The 22,661-nt window shown below is 72.6% G+C and carries 1 protein-coding gene (running past one end of the window); it reads left to right on the forward strand.

The window, feature by feature from the left end; genetic code table 11:
* Positions 1-22,661 carry part of the coding region annotated (locus ACWCXB_RS24310; protein ID WP_450725589.1) for a lonely Cys domain-containing protein on the forward strand (this coding region is incomplete at its 3' end). 18,433 nt of the annotated region lie to the left of the window's left edge, so 22,661 of the 41,094 annotated nt are shown.

Genomic DNA, 22,661 nt, shown 5'->3' on the forward strand with positions numbered 1-22,661 from the left:
CGACCGAGCGCGGCAAGCGCCGGATGAAGGCGAGGCTGGGCAAGCCGGGTAAGGCGCTGCCCGACACCGGGCTGTCCTACCCGCCCACGGCCGATCCGTTCGACGCGGGGGGCGAGGAGTTCGTCAACTCGCTCCAGATCAAGGTGTCGATCTACGCGGACAGCGACGTGGTGCCGCCCCTCGTGCTGATACCGGACCCCCGTGTGAGGTCCGAGGCGACAAAGCCGGTGGTCGTCCTCCGGTCCACCGATGCCACCCCCACCCCGGCGGACGAGGGCCCCGCGACGGGCGGCGCCGAAACCGGTCCGGCCACCGCCGACACCGGTACGGGTGACGTCGGCGACGCTACGGACGATGCGGCCCCGGCCGGTGCCGGCACCGATTCAGCCGCGTTCGGCCCCGAGGCCGGGCCGGGGACCGCCCACGCGTCGCTGCGCGGCGTCGTCCTCCGGTCCCTGACCCGCTCTGGACCGCCGCCGATTCAGGTCGAGGGCCCCCGGCCGGAGCCCCGCCTGGCGATCACGGACCTCGGCGACGTCCGCCCCCGGCCGCTGGAGGCCATGCTCGCGGAGAAGCTGCAGTCCATCCAGTTCCCCGGGCTCGACCTGGTCGCGCTCTGGGCACCCGCGGTGACCCTGTCCCGGCCGGTCGCCCGTCATCATGTCCAGGGCCGGGGCGGCCCGACCGTGCCGTATCCGGCGGCGTTCGGCCCGACCACCGACGCCGGAACGGAGCTGCTGGGCGCCCTGCAGCAGGGGCGCGCACGGGACAGATCCCACGCGTTGTTCACGCACCGGATGACGCTCACCGCCGATCCGACCGGGCCCGCCCTGGGCGTACTGGCGGGCGTGCTGCGTCCTGTCTCCCCTCCGTTCGGCGCCTCCGGCAGGTTCGCCCAGCGGGCTGCCACGGACCCCGTGCTCAAGAGCGAGAAGGGCAGCGCCTGGAAGGCCGCCTTCGGCGTGGGCGGCGGCGTCGCGGGCGGCTCCGTCGACCCCCAGCTCGCCGGGCCGAGCTGGGAGAGGAGGGACGAGGAGCAGTCCGGCGGAGCCCTGTCCAATGACCGCAACCGCGAGTTCAAGGGCAACGCGTACGCGTACCAGGGCGAATTCACCTATGTGATCCTCGGCAAGCGCTTCGCCCTCACCCTCGAAACGGGCGGCACGTTCGACGGGGTGCTCAACGAGGCCTGGGCGGCGGAAGCCGCCGAGCGGTTCCCGGACCAGGTGGTCCACCCGTACGCGGTGACCGTCCCCGCCGATCCCGCCGAGCGCGCCGAGCTGATGCGGGGCCTGGGCGAGGCGGTCGCCCGTACCGCCGCCGCCGAGGGACTGGGCGGCAAGCCGGTCCGCCTGGTGGCCGACCTGACCGAGGACGCGGACCGGGCCGCCTTCGAAGACGCGGCCCGGGCGCTGGCGCTGGTCACGAAGGAGCCCGTGGACCTGGCCCTGGTTCATTACGCGGGCACCCGGGCCGACCGGATCGAGCACACGCTGTTCGATCCCGCGGACGCCGTCCACCAGGAGGTCGACGGTGCCCGGGCCGACCACCTCCGGCTGAACGGCGAGCGGTCGGCGCGGGAGCAGGCCGTGCAGGCCGCGGCGACGTCCCGGGACCGGCTGGAGCAGCGGATGCGGCGCGTGCTGCGGGCGGGCATGGGGGCGGAGCGGCGGCTCGCGGACGTCGAAGAGGCTTTGCGGAACGCCGAAGAGGCTTTGCGGGACCTCGAAGCGGCTGCGGCCGCCGACGGCTCCGAGGTTGCCGCTGCTGAGGCTCCTGCCGTTGCCGACGGCGCCGCTGTCGACGGTGCGCGGGCGCGGGCCGTCGATCTGCGCCAGGAGCGGGCGGAGGCCGAGCGGGCCATCGACCGGGCCGAGGACGCCCGGTTCCTGGTGGAGCAGGCCCGCGAGGACCACCAACGGGCCGTCGAGGCACTGGCGGAGATCACCGCGGCCGGGGAACGTGCGCGGCAGGCCGAGCGGGCGTCCCAGGAACGGGCCCTGCGCGGCGGCCGCGCCATGGTGCGCCGTGCCGCCCCCGCGGGCGACTTCTCAGGGGTCCCGGAGGCCGGGGACACCTCCGCGGACGGCGACCTTCCCGCCGACGGCCTCGCGACGCAGGACAGGCCCGTGGCCGACTCCCTGCTCGCCAAAGGCACGGCGGCCGAGGCCGTCCAGGCCGCCTGGCGCACGATCCCCGCCGGCTACGCCGTGGTGGACAACCACCTCCAGGAGGCGGACGCCCAGCGGCTGACCGCGCACCGGAACGCGACCATCATCCGTGTCCCGGACGCCCGCCCCGACGGCACCTACATGGTGCGCGGCAAGGTTCTCAGGCGTGGGGAACTGGCCCAGGAGATCGCCCGCCTGCTCACCGCCGACGGAGAGACCCCGGCCCGTCGACTGGCCCTGTGGGGGAAGCGGAGCGCCCCACTCGCGCGGGAACTCAGCGAGCGGCTCGCCCCGCACACGGTCGACGTCGTCGGCATCCACGGCGACCCCGACGCACCGGCCCCGTGGGTGCGGCGTGCCTTCGACCGTGTCCGCCGTACGACGGCCCACGGATGGCAGGGCTATCGCGACGGCGCGGAGGTGACGACAGGCCGGCTCGGCCCCCGTACCGTCCTCGTCGCCGTCCTGAACGAGCTGGCCCGCCTGCGGTATGTCCCGAAGGTCCGGCCGGCCGCACCGCCCGGCGCGGGCAGCGCCCTCACCCTCCTCCTCACCGGCGGTCCGGATGCCGCCGGACAGGGCGACGACAAGGAGGTCGACGTCGCGGAGGGTGCGACCGGGGGCAGCGCGTCCCCGGCCGGTCCGGTCCCGGCCGCCCGGACCTCGGACGCGTCGTCCGAGGCGTCAGCCCCCACCCCGGTCGACCTGCCTCCCGCGTCGAACGGCTTCCCCTCCCTGCCGGAGTTCGGCAGGGGCAGCCTCCTCGCGGACTTCGAGGCCGGGCTGACGAAGCTGGGATGGGAGGGCGTCGCGGACGATGTGACCTCGTCCGCTCCGGTGAGCCCGGCGCCCTCGGCCGACGGGTCCGGGAATGCCGACCAGACCGTCGGCGCTGGCCAGGCCGCCGGCGCACCGGCCGGTCCGTCCCAGGCCGTCCCGGCCGAGGCATCCGGCACGGCCGACCCGTCTCCGTCCGCCGCCACCCCGGCCGACCGGCCCTCCGCCGGGCCCACTCCGGCCGATGCGACGACCGACCCGACCCGCGACGCGTACGTCGGTGCCCTGACCGACGAGCGGGCCCTGGGCCCGGACATCCTCGGCGCTCTCGAGCTTGAGCGACTCGTCGAGAACCTCAGGCGTTTCGACCGGATGCGCGCCATGGACCCGGTCCTGGGCGGCGGGCCGCTCGACCTCCATGAGCTCACCCGACGCGTGCTGTCGCTGCCCGCGACGGTGGACATCACCGCCGAGCACATCCGGCAGTTCCTCGCCCACGTCGACTGGTCCGGCGCCTTCGACAGCGCCCCGGACAACGCCGGCCTGGCCTGGTTCGCCGCCTTGTATCTCGCGGACGTCGCCGACGTGTTCGGCACCGGGACGCTCCTGCGCGACGCGGACGGCACGGTACGGGGACGGAACTGGAGCGGCCACGCGTCGGACGCCCTGCCCGGCGGGCTCACCGATGCCGTCGCCGACCGGCTCGGCATCGCTCGGCGGGCGAAGCGCGGCGCGTTCACCCTGGTGACGGAGAGCGCCCAGAACACCGAGTGGATCCAGGCACGCGGGACGGACGGGATCAGCCGCCACCTCAGGGAGGACGTGCTCACCGCGCTGCTGCCTCTCGACCAGGAGCTGCGCGAGCTGTCCCACAAGGGCGGCCTGCTCATGCTGGCCGCGTTCCCCGAAGCCGAGCGCAACGCCACCGGACCGGACCCGGCCCGCCAGATCTGGATCACGGCTCGTCGGCCCGTGTGGATGCGGCAGGTCCGTACGGGGCGGAGCCATCTCCTGCTGGAGCCGCCGGCCGACGACACGACCGGCGGCAGATGGCTCACCATGGACCTTCCCGAGGCGTCGTCGGACGGGGAGACGTCCGACGACGGGAGTGACGGAGGCTCCGAGAAACGGACCAGCGAGGCCGGCCCCGGTCGGCGTACCGCCGACGGTTCCCTTCTGCGGTACGGGACGCGGGGATCGTTCCGGCTCCCGGTCGGTTCCGCGGGCCGCCGTGACAAGGTCACCACCTACTTCTACGCCGACCCGGACACGGGGCAGGGGCGGACCGAGGAGCAGCTGCTGCCGCACGCGGCGGAAGCCGCGTACTGGTTCCCCGCCTCCGCCCTCTCGCAGAGCGGGCCGCTCCAGCGGACCGGCCCCGCTCAGACCGACCCGGCCACCCAGGCGGGTGCGGCGGACGCCGCCACCGCCCCGGCTGCCGCCCCCGCGTCGAGCGCTGTCGGCACGTCGGGCCCGGAGGCCGCCGCCGCGCCTTCGCGCGGGCCCGTGCTCCCGCCCGAGGCATGGATCTGGATCGACCCGTCCCAGGAGACCGCGGCCGACGCCGACGCGACCGCCGCCCTCGACCCCCTCCTGCGGAGGGCTCCGGCGCAGTGGCGGGCCAACAAGTTCCGCCGCAATGTGCTCCGCTTCCCGATGCGCGCCCGCATGGAGCCGACCGGCAACGGAGGCAACCGGTTCCGGCTCGACGCCCAGGAGTCCGAGGCGGCAGCCGGGGCCGTGGTCGCCGAGGCGTTCTACCCCGAGCCCGAGGGGCAGGAGTTCGCCGCCCTGGCCGAGCGGATCGGGTACACGGGTCCGGTTCTGCCCGGGGAGGACGCTACAGCCGAGGCCGCGCGGCTGCTGCTGGCCCTCAGCCTCGCGTTCCGGCCGGAAGGCGACGTCACCACGCAGGGCGAGCACTACCACGACCTGGTACGCGCCATCGGAGCGCTCAACCGGATGCGGTCGCGCGACTCCCGTTTCGCCGGCACGCCGTTCACCATGGCCTTCTTCGAGCACATGGCGCGCGCGTACAACGGGCTGACGCCCACACAGCCGGTGTCCCCTGACGCGTACCGGAACCTGCTGCGCGGCGCGGTGACACGGGAGGACGGGACCCCCACGGCCGCGCTGCACTCCCTGGTCGCGCTGCCCGACATCGACACAGCCCGTTCCTGGCTGGACGAATGGGCCCGGGACACCGGCGGTGATCGGCCCGCCGACCGTCTGGCGCGCACCCTGCTGGGGCTGCCCGAGGGCGCGCCGCTGGGGCCCGAGGAGCGCCACCGGGTGCTCTGGGCCGTCGTGGCGGCGGTCCAGTGGAGCAACACCACGCGGGACCTGCCCGCGACCGCCCGGCGGATCCTCCACCTGGGCGCGGCGGGGACGGGGGGCGTCTCGGCCCTCGCGTCCAGGTTCCTCGGCACCCGGCGGCTGTCCGGCCGGGACCGGGCGCGCATCGCCGCGGCGCGCCGCCTGGTGGCGGGCGCCGTCGCGCGCCGCGGCGTGGACCCGCGGGACGAGACCGAGCTGAGGGTGGCCCATCTGGAGGAGCTGCTCGCCCGCTCCGAGCGAACGCTGTACCGCGACAAGCAGGGCCGTCCCGCGGGCCTTGACCTACGGACGGGCACGGGAAGGGCGTCCGCCACGCCCCTGGACCTGTCCGCGCTCCAGGGGGCTGACCCCGAGGCTGGGCAGCCGCGGCGCGTTCACGAGGTGCCGTGGACGGACGGATTCCTCGTCGAGACCGGTGCCGAGAGCGAGAGCGGGATCGTCATCTCGCTCCCGGACCGTCCCGGCATCCTGGTGTCGCACGACGAACTGGGGCTGCTGTTCCGCCGCGTCGCCACGCTCGGCGCCCCGCCCCGGGCGGGGAGCACGCGCCCCGAGGTGATCCTCAGCCCGACCGCGTCCACCGTCCCCACGGGCACGGGCCGGCTGCATCCGGCCGCCGTGGTGGTGCGGCGGACGGGGAACGCCGTGCACCTGCTGCCTGCCGGGACGTCTCTGACCCCCGTCCACGGGGCGGACGGCCGGGTCATGGCCGTGCAGCCGACCCTCGGGAACGCGTCCGGCGCCAGGTCCGGTGAGGCCCTCTGGCGCACGCTCACCGCCTCCACGGCGGTGCGGTCCGAGGGCTCGGACCTGGCCGGGCGGACCGGGCGACCGCCGACGATGTCCGCGATGCCGGGTGGCCGACCCGCTGCCGCGGGCCTGGTCCCGGCTGTGCCAGGTAGTGCTTTGCGTGACCGGCTGGTGGGGGCGGGCGGGGTGTCGGGTCTGGCCCGCCCGCGTGCGTTGGATGTGGCTGAGTTGTCGGGTGTGGTGCGCGAGTTGGCTGGTGGCGCGGAGGGTGGGAGACCGGACGCGCAGGATTGTCTGCCGTTGTTGCGTTCGTTGCGGGACCTGTGGTTCCCGGGTGGGGTGCTGCCGGTTCGGAGTCTGGATGACTCGGTGCTTGTGCAGGATGTGGCGGAGTCGGGTCTGGTGCCGGGGGAGGGCTGGCAGCCGGTCGGGTGGTGGGGTCGGGTGCTGGAGGCTGTTCGGCGGCAGGGGCCTGGTGCGGCGGCGCTGGTCCTGGGGCGGCGTCCGGGTGGGCAGTTGGGGCATGCGTGGGCGGCGTATCAGCCGCGTCCCGCAAAGGGAGAGCGGGCTGCGGAGCCGAAGTGGGTGGATCTTCAGGCGGCGGAGGGGAAGTGGGTGACGACGACGCCGCCGGGCATGTCGGCGGATGGTGCGCGGATGGTGGTGATCGACGGGTCGGCGCGGGTGGTGGCCGATCCGGAGCCGTCGTTCGCGCAGTCCGGCTCGGACGCGCACAGTGCGGTGGACCGTCGTGTGGACCTGGGGAAGGGTTATGGTGCGATCGGTCTGGAGGTGGAGGACCGCCACGTTCTCCTGAATGTTCCCGGACAGCCCCAGCTCCCGGTCAAGACGGTCGTGGCCAGCGCGCCCGGTATCGAGGCGGTCATCGATGCAGCCCCGTTCTTTCAGGGGGCCGACGGCCTGTGGTACCCGGACCTCAACCGCGTGCCGACCCCCCCGGTGGGGCTGGGCCCGTGGATGGTCAAACGGGACGTCGTGGAGTTCGTGCTCGATCCGATGGGAGTGCTGCCCGGGGAACGGCGGACCTCCCCGGAGGTTCTGCTGGCCCGGCTGGCGCAGGGGCGTGCGGCCCTGGCCCAGGCCCACGAGCAGGATCACCCCTGGACGCTGGCGGACATCTTCGGAGCCATCGGCTGGGAGACGGAGCAGGCCGCGGCGACCTTCATGCTTCCCCCCCACACCACAGGGCACGCGGATCTGGCCTATACCCAGGCCACGGTAGGCACGGCGACGGTGGGTCTGCGGGCGGCCCAGGACCGGGTGTTCAAGAACCTCGCTCATCCCACGCTCCGCAGCGCCGAGTTCACCGGACGGTTCTTCGGCCAGACGGTGACCGCCGGCTTCGTTCAGCACGCGACGGGTCACCCCGGAGTGGTTGCCAGCCATGTCCCGTTCCTGTCGGTGCTGGCGGACGTCGACGAGGTGTTTGGGTACTCCTGGCTGCTGTTCATGTATCTCGGCGCGGGGCCGCTGGCCACGGTCTACAAAGGCGCGCTCACCAAGAACATGATGCCGGCCGCGTCGCGGACGTTCCTGACGGGAGAGCCCGGCCGGGAGGGCCGTCCGGGTGTGCTGGAGTTGTTGCGGCCGCGGACCCGCGAGTTTCTCGATACCCGGCACGACACCATCAGGAACACCTTCGACTTGTTCATGAGGTCGCAACTCGAGACCGCCCAGAGATCGATGGGCAGGATTCCCACGGACTGGCGGGGATTCCTGGACGTCCGCGGTTACGGTCCCCTGCTGAGCGTCGGCGAACACCTCACGGCCGCCCTGCGCGGGCTGAACAGGGTGCCCGGGCTGCCCGACGACCCGTTCCTGGCGGACGCCGTCCACGTGTCGGCCACCGGGATGGGGTACGACCACGTCGAGCCGGACAACGGCCAGGGGCAGCTCCTGCTCTCCCTGGTGCTGTTGGAGTTCCGGCAACAGCTCACCGGCGCGGATCTCGCGACCGAAGACGAGATCCGGCGCACCTTCAAGGAGCTCACGGCGCTGGCGCGAGCGGCCTACGGGCGGGCTGTGCAGTGGCGGGAGCCGCTGACGGACGAGGCCTTGCGGGAAGCCGTTCACCGCATCGTCGACCACCCCGTGGTGCAGGCCTTCGCGCCGTTGCTGCACTGGGCCATCCGCGAGCCAATGCCGACCAAGGGCGGTGGCCGCAAGCCGCTGATGAGGCCGCATGAGGCTCAGCAGGTCGCCGAGGCGCTGGCCGGCGTCGCGCAGGGTACCCCGCTGAAACCGCAGGACTATGAGAATGTGCAGCGTCTGGTGGAGGTATTCACGTCCTCCGCGAAGGTGGGCCCGCTGCATCGGTTCGCGCTGACCGGCACGGCCCGTGACAACGCGCTTCGCCTCGCCGCGGCGGCCGAGGCCGTCCTGCCTCTTCTCGACCCCGCCGCCGCGGCCCGTCCGGTTCCCGGGCAGGGGAACCTCCTGGACGCGCCCGCTTCGGGCCAACCCGCCACCGCGGGCTCCGAGTTCGGCACGCCGGCGGTGCCCGGTGAGGGGCAGGCCACGCTGAGGGGCTTCGGGCGCGCGGCCTTCGGCAGCTCCGCCGCGACCGGCGACCGGAGCGGCCCGCGGGGCGACACGAAGGAGGTCTCCTACCAGGACCTGGTGCTCGAGGTGTACGGGTACGGTGTCGCCCTCCGTGCCGACTATGGGGCGCTGTTCGACGCCGTCCGCGCCCTCGACGGCATGCGGCGGCGGGACGAGATGCTGGCCGGTGGCCCGTTCGACATCGACCGGGTCATGCGCCGTGTCATGGGGCGGTCCGACGAGCTCGAGGACAGTGAGCGCCGCAAGCTGCTCCAGGACTTGATCAGCCTGGTTGTCGACCGGAAGCCGGCCGGCGACCGGCCCGACACGATCGTGGACCTCGCCGCGCACTACATGATCAAGAAGCGGATCATGCTGGGCAGCGCGACCGCCGTGTACGCCAAGGGTGGCAAGACGTTCCTCGGCCGCGACTGGCAGGTCCTCGGCACGCAGGCGCCCATGCTCTCCTCCCAGCTGGACCTGCGCACGGTCTCGGAGCGCTGGGAATCGGACCCGCCACGGGTCACGGGCAAGCGCAAAGCCCCCTGGCCGGACGACGCCACCGTGGTGGCAGCCACGGCCACTCCCTCCGGAGCCGCCGTGCTGATGCGCGCCCACGACGGGTTCGTGTACACCGTCGACTTCGACGTGTTCTCCGCGATCGTCAAGCGCGACCCCCTGCGTCCCCCCGGCACCGACATCGTCGCGTTCGTCGACGGGGCGGGCGGCGGACGCCGGCTCCTGCTCAGACTGCTGGCCCACGACTCGGGCAGCCGGGCCCACGGGACGGACCGCCGGCTGGTCCGCGAGTCCGGCCGGGGCCCGTACGAGCCCACCGCCGCGAGCGTGCTGCGCGTCGCGGGAGACGACGCGCCGCGCTGGTACACCGTCGAGCCCGACGCCACCCGGCCCCGGATGGTCCTCGGCGACGACGTGGACAACGCGCTCAGCGTCCACCTCCTGACGGACGGGCAGGACGGCGCCGAACTGGGTGTGGCGTCACTCCCCGACGCCCAACTGCGCGACCCCGTACGCGCCAAGGGCATGTCGGCGGGCTCCGCGCTGCGGTCCTACGTCCTGGTCGACCCGAAGACCTACCAGGTTGTGGCCGAGCCCCGGGAGCTGCCCTTCCCGGCGGACCAGCCGATGTGGCGCTACTTCGGCCACGGCAAGCGCGGGAAGGCACTGCCCGCGACCCGCTCCGGCCGGGCCCGCCCGATGGACCAGGAGCGTTTCGGGGACTGGTTCGCCGATCTCGTCGCGGACCGGAACCTGCCGAAGGGCATGCCGCTGCTGGTGGGCCAGTGCCACCTGAACGACCGCAAGGCGGCCAGGGGAAGGCGGGTCGCCGACCCCCTCGACCACGAGCCGATGGCCCAGACGCTCGCCACCAAGTCGGACCACCCGGTTTGGTCCGCCAACGGCTACTTCCTGCTGGGCGAGTACGACAACGTCCTGGTCATGGCGCTGCAGGCGCCGCTCCGCGGGGCCGAGGGCGGCGCGTTCGACCTCTACCTGCCCGCCCCCCAGGGCGAGGCCCTGACGGAACTGGCCCGCCGGATGAGGCTGCACACCGGCCCGGGTCCGGCCGGCCCCGCGGAGCTGGAGCAGGCCATGCGGCTGTACCGGGGGCTGCGGGTCGCGCTCGGCCCCCAGACGCCCCTGCTGGCCGATCTCGGCACCCGGGCGGACCAGATCGGCGCCCTGGTCAGCCTGTGGGAACGCGACCAGCGGTTCAGGGCCTTGGGCGCCGCGTTCACGATGGACGTGTTCGAGCGGATCACCCGTGAGTTGTCGGGCCTGGGGCCGGATCAGCGGCCCACTTCGGAGGAGTACCGCAAGGCGCTGACGCAGGCCTGGCAACTGGATGCCCATAACGGCGAGGCCACCCTTGAGGACCTGGTCCGCCTGCCCGCCCTGGTGTCGGGGGCGGCGCTGCTGGCCGGGGCCGACGGCGGCCCGGACGCGGACCTGCGCCGGGAGATGCAGGCCCGTGACGTCCTGGCCGTCGGCAAGGACCAGGAGGTCGGCCCCAAGGAGCTCGCCAGGCTGCTGTCTGCCGCGACCAAGACCGCCGAATGGCTGGCGAACACCCCGGAGCAGGAACGCCGCGAGCTCGCCCGGTCCGTCATGCATCTGAAGCGGGAGCCGAACGACGACGATCTGAGCCGCCTCCAGGACCTGGTGACGAAGGCGTTCGCCAAGGGACGCGACCCCTACCGCAGGGCCACGCTGCCCGCCCTGTGGCTCGTGGAGAAGGGCGCCCACTCCAGCCGCACCGCCATCGTCGAGAACGGCAGGACCGTCGGACGCGACTACAGCGGCACCTTCCGCCCTTCCCTCCTCTCCCGTCTCTCCGCCGTACGAGGCCTTCTCTTCCGCCAGGGCGACCTCGACAAGGGGAAGCCCACGCCCTGGGCTCGGACACAGGCCAAGAGCGGCGAGTCGGCCGGGCGCCGACACGATCCGGCGCCCTTCCTCCTCAGGCTCGGGAAGGGGGCCGCCCCCGGCGAGGTCACCCTCGAGCTGCGCGGCCGGACCTATCCGGTTTCGCACGAGGTGGTGACCGAGCTCCTCGACCTCGACCGCGCACTGGAGGATATCGACGACGACAACTCCGAAGCCGCCACCGACGCCTTCGCCGGCGTCGCGGTCATCGGCCCCGCCGCCCTCGCGGACGGCCCCGGCGAGACGCTGGACAAGGCGCTCTCCCGCGACCTGGGCCGGACGGCGTACATCGGGCTGAAGGACACGGACCTGACCGTGGACCAGGGCGATCTGCTGATCTCCGTGGCCTCGACGTCCGACACCACGCCCCTGGCCGCGTCCTGGCGCACCACCCGGCCGCCCCGGCACACCACGCCGCTTACCGACCCGGCCGTCGACCCGGCGACCACCCAGGCCACCGCCCCGGGCGAGGAGGTGCTCCGGGTACCGGAGTCCGGCAGTGCCCTGACCGCCGCGATGCGTTTCAGCTCGCCCGGCGGCTCCGTCTCCGACGCGGATGTCTCCATGACCGGGGACAGTTCCGACGGGAGCGACTCCGGCCTCGACTCCGACCTCGACTCCGATACCTCCTCCGCCACCGACGGCTCGGACCTCGGGATCGACTCAGATGGATACGCGGACAAGCTGGACGCCAACGCCGGCGGCGAGACTGTCTCCGACGACGACTCCGACAGCGACTACGTGGACAGTGACGACGAGGATGGCGGCGCGCGGGGCGTGGACACTGTGGCGCCACTGCGGGACGAGGACATCGACCTGATCCTGGCCGCCGCGTTTCCGACCCAGGAGTGGCCGCCCGAGCAATGGCCGACTCCTGTCCTGAGGAGCATGGTCCGCAGGCTGGACGAGATGTGCGGGCGGGACCCGGTCCTTGGACGGTCCCCGCTGGATCTGATGGAGGCCGCCCGGCTGGTCCTGTCCGTGCCGGCGGACCAGGACATCGAAGAGCAGGACCTGGTCGAACTCTTCGTGATGCTGAGGAACAGCGCGCTCGCGGACGTCACCACTCTGGCCCGACTCGCCGAGCGCTACCTGACCCAGATCAGGCTGGTCCTCAGCTCCGACAGCCTGCGGTACTGGAACGGCCAGGTCATCGGCCGGGACTGGGGTCACGAGGGCGACCCGGCCCCCGGCCTGACCGCGCCCCTGGCCCCGTGGACCGTCACCCTCGTCCATGGGAACGACCCCGCCGCCCCGCCGCGGATCTCGGACGCCGGCGACGCTCTGTGGTCGGTCGCCGGGGGCTCCCGTACCGGGAAGTCATGGGTGATCAGGATATCGCTCGACGAGAAGGGCGAGAGGCCCAAGGTCTTCGGGCCCTCCAAGATCGGCGACTTGGAGCTTGCGCCCGACAAGATTCTTCGCGAGCCTCGCGCTGACGTGTTCGCCCTGGTCATGGCCGAGGACACCGAACTGCGGAAGCCGGAGTGGAACGGCGCGGACGTGGTCGTCTTGGCCAACCGGGCGGCCGCCCAGTGGCGAAAGGTCCCGGGCCATCTGGCGCCGGTGCTGAAGCGCCGGGTGATCTCGACCAACACCGATGTGGGGAGCGACCCGACGGCTCCGCCCGCTTTGCTGATCCTGGGTCTGCCTTCCCCGGGTAAGGCTCCGGGCTTCTGGCACGTCTCCGTACCCGAGGTCCCCCCGCCGCCGTTGGTCCCTCCCGCCGGTGTACCCGACGACGTCAAGATCATGATCGTGCCCGGACCGGACGGGACCGACCGCGGCGTCCTGTCGTTCGCCGACAAGGAACTGACCGCGTTCGAGAGCGAGTGGGTCAAGAGCGTTCGGAACATACGCGGCTCGCTGATGTACCAGTACATCGACTTTCCGAGCGGCCAGAAGGGCGAGGTGCTCCCGTGGGAGCTGTCCATGCCGGCCGGGGAGGTCGGCTGGCACGGAGCCCCGGGTAGGTCGGCCCTGGCGACCTTGAATGGCACCCTATGGCACGCGGGGCCGCGGCGCTCCGCGAAGCTGCTGGCGGCGGTCGTCGGCAGCATGAACCTGCCTCCCGGGGACCTCCTCCTGAACTCCTGCGACGCGGGCACCATCGAACGCCGGAAACTGAAGCAGACGTGGCGGGGAGGCCTCCAGGCACCGGGCAGGGATCCACTCGCCCATGATCCGGTCGCGACCGTGTACGCCGGCAAGCTGCGGCGCGAGATACAGGCGGGCGATAACACGACCGGAAGTGAAAATCACCCCACCGACCCCGATAAAATCGTCAGGACGCTCCAACTGCGCCCGCGCGGGCCGGAGAGTCGTTGGACCGCCTTCCCGCCGCCTCCCAAGGCCGCGGAGCTGAAGCGGTTCGCCCGGTGGGCGGGCCTGCTGGGGCAGGACGAGACGGCCACCATCGAGGTGCTCAGGCAGGCGATGCACCTGTACCGCGCGTTGGGGATCGCGCTCGACGACCGCGACCTGCGACGGCTCCCGCCCGAGGACTACAAGCGTCTCGCCCAGCAGATCGGGGCGTTGTCCCGGCTGTGGGGTATGGAGCGGTCGCTCGCCAGGTTCGGTCCTTTCCCGATGGTCATGTTCACCTGGCTGGCCCGGAGCCGGGCAGGGCTCCAGGCGACGGAGAAGCCGTCGCCGGAGCACTACCGCGCGGTGCTGGCCACGGCTGCGCAGATCGACCCGTCGACCGCGGAGCCGTACTTCGAGGACATGGTCGACCTCCCAGCCGGCACCCTCTGGGACGTCGCCGCCATCCCGGCCGTGGGATGGGCTCTGTCGGAGCTGGACGACATCGAGCGCCGGGACGGCGGTCTTGAGGCGCATGCCCGCAGGATTCTGCGCCTCACCCCCGACGCCCCGGTCGGCAAGGAGGAGCTGTTCCGGCTGTTCCAGGCGACCGTCGAGGCCGTCGAGTGGGCGGACGGGCGCTCCGACACCGAGCTGAGGAGGATCGCGGCGCAGGTGCTGCACCTCGACGGCGAGGCGGGCGACGAGCAGGTGGCGGAGCTGATGCGCGTGGTGGCGATGGCCGCCGACGATGAGCGTGAGATCTACCGGACGGACGACCAGGGCCGCTTCACCGCGCTGGGCGCCTATCACCTGCAGCTCCTCGGGGCCCTCAGCGACCGTACGGCGTTGTTGGACGCGAAGGGCGTGAGGATCGGGCGCAACTTCGCCACCAGGCGCCGGCAGACGCTCCCCGTCTACCGGAAGACCCTGTTCTACACCTTCGGTCCCGGCGGGTCCCCTCGGGAGCTGCCGCACTCGGAGGATATGCCCTGGGCTGAGAAGTCGTACGTGCTGTGGACCGGCCCTCTGACCGCCGCCTCCCTCACGTCCGTGGAGAGGGCGAAGCTCAAACTCCCAGGCGGGAACGTAGAGGCCCTGTACGAAGAGCTGGCCATACTCGCCGCCCACGACGAGGCGACGAACGAGGCGATGAACGGGATTAACCACATCCTGGCCGTGGTCCCGGGCGCCGGCAACGACACCTCTGCCACGTCGCTGAACGCGGCGCTCACCCGCGAGCTGCACATGACCGCGTACACCCCGCAACTGGGCGCCACGCTGGCACCATCTACGCTCGCGCCCGCCATACAGGTGCAGGGGGAGCCGGACGAGTACCTGTCCGTGCGCATGGAAGTACCGGCCGGCTTCACCGAGGGCACCGACTCCCTGAGCGACCTCTGGACGAAGACAGAGCCGCCCGTACTCCTGCAGGACGGGCAGCCCGTCGCGGCAAGCCGCGTCACGAGCACGGCGGTCAGGTTCGGACTGCCCGCGGGCGAGGAATCCGACACCGAGCCGGACGACACCGCCTCGCCCCGCACGCCGGTGTCGGGCAGTGCGCTGGAGGCTGTGCTGGAGAGCGGCGTGGCCGCTGACGAGGAGGGTTACAGCGAGGAGGACTACGAGGACGGTTACGCGGCCGATCTCGGCGACCTGAGCGGCGCTGATGGGGACGCTGGCTGGGATGCCGAGCTTGAGCACCTCGGTGCGGGTCCCGCGGCCGAGGGTCCTGCCTTCTTCGGGGACGGTTTCGGGTCTGTCGGGACGTCCGTCGTCTTCCCGGCCTCCGGCCGGCCGACGGCGGGACCGTCCGCCCCGGTCGTTGGTGGGGCGGGGCCGACTGTGCGGTTCGATCCGCGTGATTTCGCGGACGATCTGCACGACAGCCCTCCGTTCTTCGACCAGGACTCGGACAGTGACTACGAGTCCGACACGGGTCAGGACGGTGACCGTGACGTCGCCGCCGGGCCGTTGGACCGCGATGGGATCGTGCGCCACAAGCGCGACGTGTTCAAGGACGAGAAGATCCCCTGGTCGGACGACCAGCTCAGGGCAGTCGTCGACAGGCTGGAATCGATGCGGTTGAAGGATCCGGTGCTGCGGCGGGCGCCGCTGGATCTGGACGCGGCGGCCAGGCTCGTCCTGTCCATTCCGTCCCTGCCGGACGCCTCGGGCGCCTCGGATGTCTCCCCGGCGGACCGGAAGGAGCTGTTCCGTGTGCTGATGCTCCCCGGTACGAGCGGTGTCACCGACTTCACCAGCCTCGCCGCACGCTATCTGACGGTCCAGAAGAGGATCTTCGGCGCGCATAGCCGGGTGACGGCGGCGAATGGCCGGTTCCTCGGCTGGGACTGGGGCGGCTCGACCACCAAGGCACCCGAGCTGACCGGGCTCCTGGCCGAGGAAACCTTCAAGTACACGCCCCGGCGGGGGAACTCGCCCGAGCGGTTCGAGCGGTTCGACCCTCCGTGGGGCGAGAAGACTCTCATGATCAGGGCGGAGCTCGACGAGCAGGGTCATCCGCTGGTGCGCGCGGCCGACAAGAGGCGGTACGCGCCTCGGTTCGACGTGTTCGCCCTGGTCATGGGGGGCAACAAGGATCTACGGGATCGGGCCGGCCACGAGCTGGTCCTGGATATCGATCGGGCGTCCGAGGGGCGTCGTCTGCTGCCGGGTTGGCTGGCCACGACGGGGCATGTCGTGCACGCGACGGACGGCCCCGTGGTCGGTGTCCCAGGCGCTCCGGCGGGCAAGCTGCGACTGGGCGTGCGCGCGTTCGTGTACAAGAAGCAGCGTGCCACTGCTTGGCATACGTTGCGGCCCGATACCCCGCCTCCACCGCTGGTTCTGCCCCAGGGGGTGCCGGACGGTCTTGAGGTCATCATCGTGCCCGGAGACGACGGCACCGACCGGGCCGTCATGTCGTACCCCGAGGCGGAAGTGGCCGAAACCCGGGCGTACGACCAGGCGCGGTTCGTCGACACGGCAGATATGTACTACGCCTACAACCCGATGGACGGCCGGCTGGTCGGCGGACCGTGGCCGCTGCCCCTTCCCGTACCGGCCGCGACGTTCAGTCTCCATGGGCACCCCGGAGTGATACAGCCGTTTATGCAAGGGGGCTTGGTGTACGCCCGGGCGCGTACGGGGGCGAAGTGGGCCGCGGCGGTCATGAGCGCTATGCGGCTGCGGTCTGGACCGATCTGGATGCAGAGCTGTTCCGCGGGGGTGGAACTGCCGATGACCCACGAGGGGTGGCTCCGGCGGTGGGCAGGGGGGCCGGAGCCGTTCCGCGCGGATGTCTTCGACAGGGACCTGCCGCCGCAGGTCTGGGCCACCAAGGCGGGGCGGACCATCCAGGCGGCCAACGCCGTCGTGGGCATGAGGTACGAACCACCGGCTGCTCCTGGGGCGCCCGCCTCCTACAAGAGGTTGCTCGGCATCCGTTTGCAGGGGCCGCCGACCCAGTGGTCCGAGTGGGATCCGGCTCCGGTGCGCGGGCAGCTGGGCGAGCTCGCCTGGCGGGCGGGGCTGGTGCGGGGCGGGGAGCGGGTCACGCCCTGGCACCGGGAGCTGGCCAAGCGGTTGTACCGGGCGTTGCAGCACGGGATCGACCCAAATCCGCGTCGTCGCCCGAAAGACGAGTACGGCAGGCTCGTGGAGCAGGCTGGTGCGTTGTCCCGGCTGTGGGACGAGGATCCGCGGTTCAAGGGCTTCGGTCCGTTGCCCAGTCCGATGTTCGACTGGCTGGCGCGGGCGCTGGCGGGTCCGGGTCTGAAGGCGACGGACCCGCTCACCCCGGGCCACTACCGCAAGGTGCTCGAGCGCGCCGAGGAAGTGGACGCGCTGTTCTCCGCGGGCAAGACCCCCGCCCCTGCCACCCTCAACGACCTGGCCCCGCTGCCGCTCGTGGACGAGGCGCTGGCGCTCATGAGCGAAGGGGCGAGTCAGATACCCGTCACGCAGGAGGCGGGGCAGCCTGTGCCCGACCCGATGCACGTGTTCATCCGGGGCATTCTGCGGCTCGCTCCCACGATGCCGGTCACGGGCACGGAGGCGGTCCGCGTTCTGCGGGCAGCGGTCGAAATGCTGGAGTGGACCGGCGGACGTTCCCACGACGAGATGAAGGCCATCGCGCAAGTGGTGCTTCATCTGGACGGTCCCGCGCAGGACGCTGATGTGAGCCTGCTCGTCAGCGTGGTGATGATGGCTGCCGCGGACGGCTGGCCGATCTTCCTGGACGGGCCGGCGAACCGGAATCACGCGGTGCTGCGCGGGTACCACCTGAAACTCCTCGGAGCTCTTAGCCGGCGGACGGCGCTGGTCGGCCCGGACGGCAATGTGACCGGGCGTGACTTCACGGGTGAGGACCATCAGGGGCGTAGTGTCGCCATGGACGGCATCGCCTACACCGGCCTTCAGGGCTCGGGGAAGGCAGCCGCGCTGCACGACCCGGGGTCGACGCATCTGCTGCGGGGGCGTCTGGGCAAGGTTCCGCAGACGTTGGAGATGGCGCTGGCCCGTACGGTGACGGCCGGCTTCGACGAGGTGATGATCGTCATCGCCTTCGACTCCGCGTGGGGTGGCATAGGGCAGCTGGGGTCCGCGATCGTCGCGGCGGTCCCAGGCGCGGGGACCGACACCTCCGACGCGTCGCTGGGCGCGGTGCTGAGCCGTGGGCTGGGCCGGATCGTGTTCACCCCGGTGACCGGTGTCACGCTGAAGCTGTCCGCGACGGACCCTGAGCGGCTGGACGTCCATGTTCCGCTGCCCCTCGGTTTCACCCCGGCCGTCATCACCCCGGCCACCCCAGCCACTCCGGCCACCCCAGCCACGCCGGCCGTCACCTCGGTGTCCGCCCTGTGGTCCAAGGCCACGCCCCCGCCGGCTCGCGATCCCGGCCCGCAGACCGCCACCCCCGGCGTCCCCGCCCCCGCCCCGTCGGCGGCGGGTGGTGCGGCAGGGGTCACCTTCACCACCCCGGGCGGGCGCTCGGCGTTCGTGACCCAGAAGGCGGACGAGGAAGCGGGCGCGCCGGGTGAGGGAGCGGTCCGTGCTCCGGAGTCCGGGAGCGCGCTGGACACGGCGCTGGGGGCCGACGCCCCGCACGCCGAGAGGCGGATCGGCGCCCCCCGGAACCCCGCCGCCGACGGCACCGTCCCGGCCGCCCCGGGCGATTCCTCGGACGACTTCGACAGCGACGGCTACGCGGACGACCGGGACGACTGGGACAGCCTCAGCGACGACCCGTCGGACTCCGACTACGCGGACGAGGAGGACGACCCGTACGAGCGCGTCGTCCCCTCGCCGTCCGTGCTGCCGGACGACGTCGTGATCGACGAGTTCTGGGGGGACGCCCACGCCTCCGGCGAGCAGCTCGACCACGAGGCCCTGGTGCGCGCGGTCGCCAGGCTGGACGAGATGCGCGCGCAGGACCCCGTGCTGCGCCGTTTCCCGCTGGAGGTGAAGGCCGCGGCCCGTGAAGTCCTGTCCGTGCCGCCGGACGAGGACATCGGCAGTGGCCACGTCAAGAGCCTGTTCTCCCTGCTGATGGACGAGCGCGCCGCGCACATCGGCAGCATCGCCGAACTCGCCGCGCACTACCTGGTCGTGGACAACGACGTCCTCGGCGAGCACAGCGGGTGGAGGGCCGACGGCGCGGTCATCGGCCGGAGATGGCGTGCCGGGGACTCCCTGACGCTCAGCGGGGACCAGCCGATGGACCTGCGCACGATCTGCGACATCTCGGACGAGGCCCTTCCCGTGCCCGAGAACGAGAGGCCCGCCCCGTGGGGGGCGAAGCCCTATCTCATCGACCTGGAGGTGACCGAGCCGGGTACCCAGCCGAAGATGAGCGGGGCCGACGGCCGGTGGTTCACGCCGCGTCCCGATGTCCTCAACCTGGTCATCGCCCGCGACACCGAGCTGGCGAAGCCGGAGTGGGACGACGCGCACCTGGTCGTGACGGCCGACGGGGCGGCCCTGGGCCTCGGAGCCGTCCCGGGCTGGCTGGCGTACGGGCAGGCGCGCACGACGCATTCGTCGCACAAGAAGTGGACCGTCTTCCCGTCCCCGGGCGGCCCGACGGCACCGCTGAGGCTGGGCCTGCTCCGCGTCAAGGGGGAGAGCGACCCCTTCCTGCGGACGTCGTCGCCAGGCGGCCCCCCGCCGCCGCTCTTCCTCCCCGACGGGGTGCCCACCGACATCAAGGCCGTCATCGTCCCCGGCAAGGACGGGACCGAGGGCGTCGTGTCGCTCAGGGAGGCGGAGCTGGACGTCCGGTACGAGGAGGCCAGTACCGGCATACGGACGTACGTCTACTACGACCTGGTGCGCGGCGACGTGCTGAGCCAGGAGCTGGACATGCCCTACGGGCCGGACGAACTGGCCGGGCACGTCGCCGCGCACGGCGAGCCCGGAGCCGTGAGCCTCACGACGCGGTACGAAGGCCAGCGGAAGCTGGGCAAGCGGCGCTTCGCCAAGTGGCTCTGGGCCCACAACCGTGGCAGGGACGTCCGTCCTGGGCCGTATCTGCTCGACGTGTGCAGTGTCGCCCTCCCGAGGGGGACCAGGCGCACGCTGGGCAGCAGGCCCGAAGTACAGCGGCCCTTCGTCAGGGATCTTCTTTCCGTCGACCCGGCGGCACAGGTGATCGCCAACAAGGAGCAGCGCACCATCTACGCGTTCGACTACCACACGGCCGCGAGCGCGACGCAGCCCAAGGATGGTGTCAGAAAGTTCATCAGAGCGCTGGAAACACCGGTCCGCGGGCCCTGGGCCAGGGTCGTCGCCTTCCCGCCGGCTCCGGTGCGCGGGGATCTGGACCCGCTGGCGCGGTCGGCGCTGGGACTGCCCGAGGACGTGCGGGTCTCTCCCGCGGAGCGCAGGCGGACCATGCAGCTGTACCGGGCGCTGCGGCACGCCCTCGGCGTCCAGGACCTGCGCGAGAGGGACGACTTCACGGAGATCTGGGACCAGATCGGGGTGCTGGCCCGGTCGTGGGACGCGAACCCGCGGTTCCGCGCGTTCGGACCGTTCACGATGGACCTGTTCGACCTGCTGACCCGGAACCTGGCCCAGCTCGACCCGGCGGTGAAGCCGTCCCCGGCCGACTACCTCGCCCTGCTGGAGCACGTCGGGGACCTGGCCCGGGCGGACGCCGACTCCCTCGACGTCGTCATGACCGACAGCGACGAGCAGCCGCCCGTCGTCCCCCTGGACCGCATTGCCTCCCTGATGGTCCTGGAGGAGGCGCTGGGGCGGCTGCCCGCGCCCGACGGCCCGGACGGCGGCCCGGCGCTGAACGCCCGGGCGCGTCGGATCCTGCGACTCGGCAAGAACGAGCCGGTCGGCCCCGACGAGCGCTCCGGGCTGCTGTGGGCGACCGTGAAGGCGGTGCAGTGGGCGGCCGACCGCACCCCTGACGAGCTGAAGGACATCGCGGCGGAGGTGCTGTTCCTGGACGGGCCGGCGACCAACGCGCACGTGCAGGAACTGCTCAGGGTGGTGGCGATGGCCGCCGCGAACGGCCGTGACATCCACCGGCCCCGGCACGTGGCCCTGGCCGCCTACTACCTGGAACTGCTCGGGGCCCTCTCCCGGCGGACCGCGCTGGGCGCCGGGCGCGACTGGTCCGGCCGGGGCCGGCAAGCACACCCGCTCGTCATGGGCCTCATCGCGGACGGCACCCCCGGCAGCTCGGGGATGGCGGCGGCGTCGCCCTGGCCCAAGACGGCGTACGGGATGTTCACCGGCGGCATCACGCCCGCCGGGAAGGTCGAGCTGGCCCTTCCGGTCCGGACCGTGCAGGCGACTCCCGAGGTGATCTCCGAAGTCCTCGCCCATGACGCGGCGCTGGCGAAGACCCCGTCCGGCTCCGAGATCCTGGCCGGCGTCCCGAAGGCCGCCAAGGACACCTCCCCCGCGTCGGTGGGCCACGTGTTCTCCCGTGTCCTGCACAGGCCGGTGTTCACCCCCGAGACGGACATCAAGCTGACCCCGCGCCGGAGGACTCTGCGGATCGCCGTCTTCCCGGACGCCCCCACCTCCCCCGCCCACCTGGCCGGGCTCTTCTCCAAGACCATGCCGCCGTCGCGCCCCCTCTACCAGCCGTCCGCGCCGGCCCAGCGCGGCGCCGCCGTCGGCCCGCGCAGGGCGGGCACGGCCACCACCGGCACCGCAGCGCCGCCCGCGCCGACCGTGTCGGCCCCGGCCGGCGGGGACACGTGGTCCCGGAGGGGGGAGGGATCGCCGCCCGCGCCCGCGTCGCCCGCCACGAACACGCTCCGCGCCCCGGAGTCCGGCACCCGCGCTCCCGACCGCTCCAGCGTCCTGGGCGCCCGCCTGAGCGAGCGGCAGCGTCGCCGACTGATGCGGCGGGCGTTCGGGACCGTGGATCTCGGCCCCGAGCAGACTGAGACGTACGCGGCGGCCGTCGCCCGACTGGACGCGTTGCGGGCCCGTGACCGGGCCCTGGCGGACGGGCCGCTGGACGCCGACCGGCTGACCCGGCGTCTGCTGAGCCTGCCGCCGGACCGGACGGTCACCGACAAGGACGTACGCGAGGCGATCCGGCTCGCCGCCAACCCCGCGCTGGCGGGGGAGACCACCCTCGTCGGACTGGCCGCCGCCCATCTCGTCGCGGTCAAGGGCGTCCACCGGCACAGCGCCCGGTACCGCGCCGACGGCAGCGTGGCCGGCCGCGAGTGGCGGCACGCCGCCACCTCCGGCACGGCGCCGTCGCTCACCGTCGGCCTGGACCTGCGCGTGGTGTCCCTGCCGGACTCCTCCGGCGAGGGCGCGGTGTGGCGCGAGTTCGACCCGGCCCCGTGGGGCATGGACGTATACGCCGTCAAGCCGGTCGAGACCGGCGGCGCGGAGCCCGCCCGGGCCGCGGTGACCGACCCCGACGGCGCGCTGTACGTGCCGGACACCGACGTGTTCGACGAAGTGATGGGCCGGGACCCGCTGCTGTCCGGACTCGCCCCGGCGGTCCCGGTGTTCGTGATGACCGGCGGGGTCGCCACCCGCAGCCTCGCCTCCCGTACCGGGCACAAGACCTACTGGTCCGACCGCCCCCTGGAGTCCTACACCACCGCGGAAGGCCGCACCGCCGTCCGGGTCGGCCACGACGCCCGGCTCCTTGTCGCTCTGCCCGGGAACGTCTCGCCGCTCGCCGGGACGGACCCCGCCACGGACGCGGCCGTCCGAGGCGGCGGCATCGTGGAGCTCGAGGTGTACGAATTCCCCGGCGCCGGCGTCGCGCTGTCGATGTACAACCTCGACGCGTCGATCCGCGACTTCGCGCGC

Source organism: Streptomyces sp. NPDC001514, assembly GCF_053597075.1.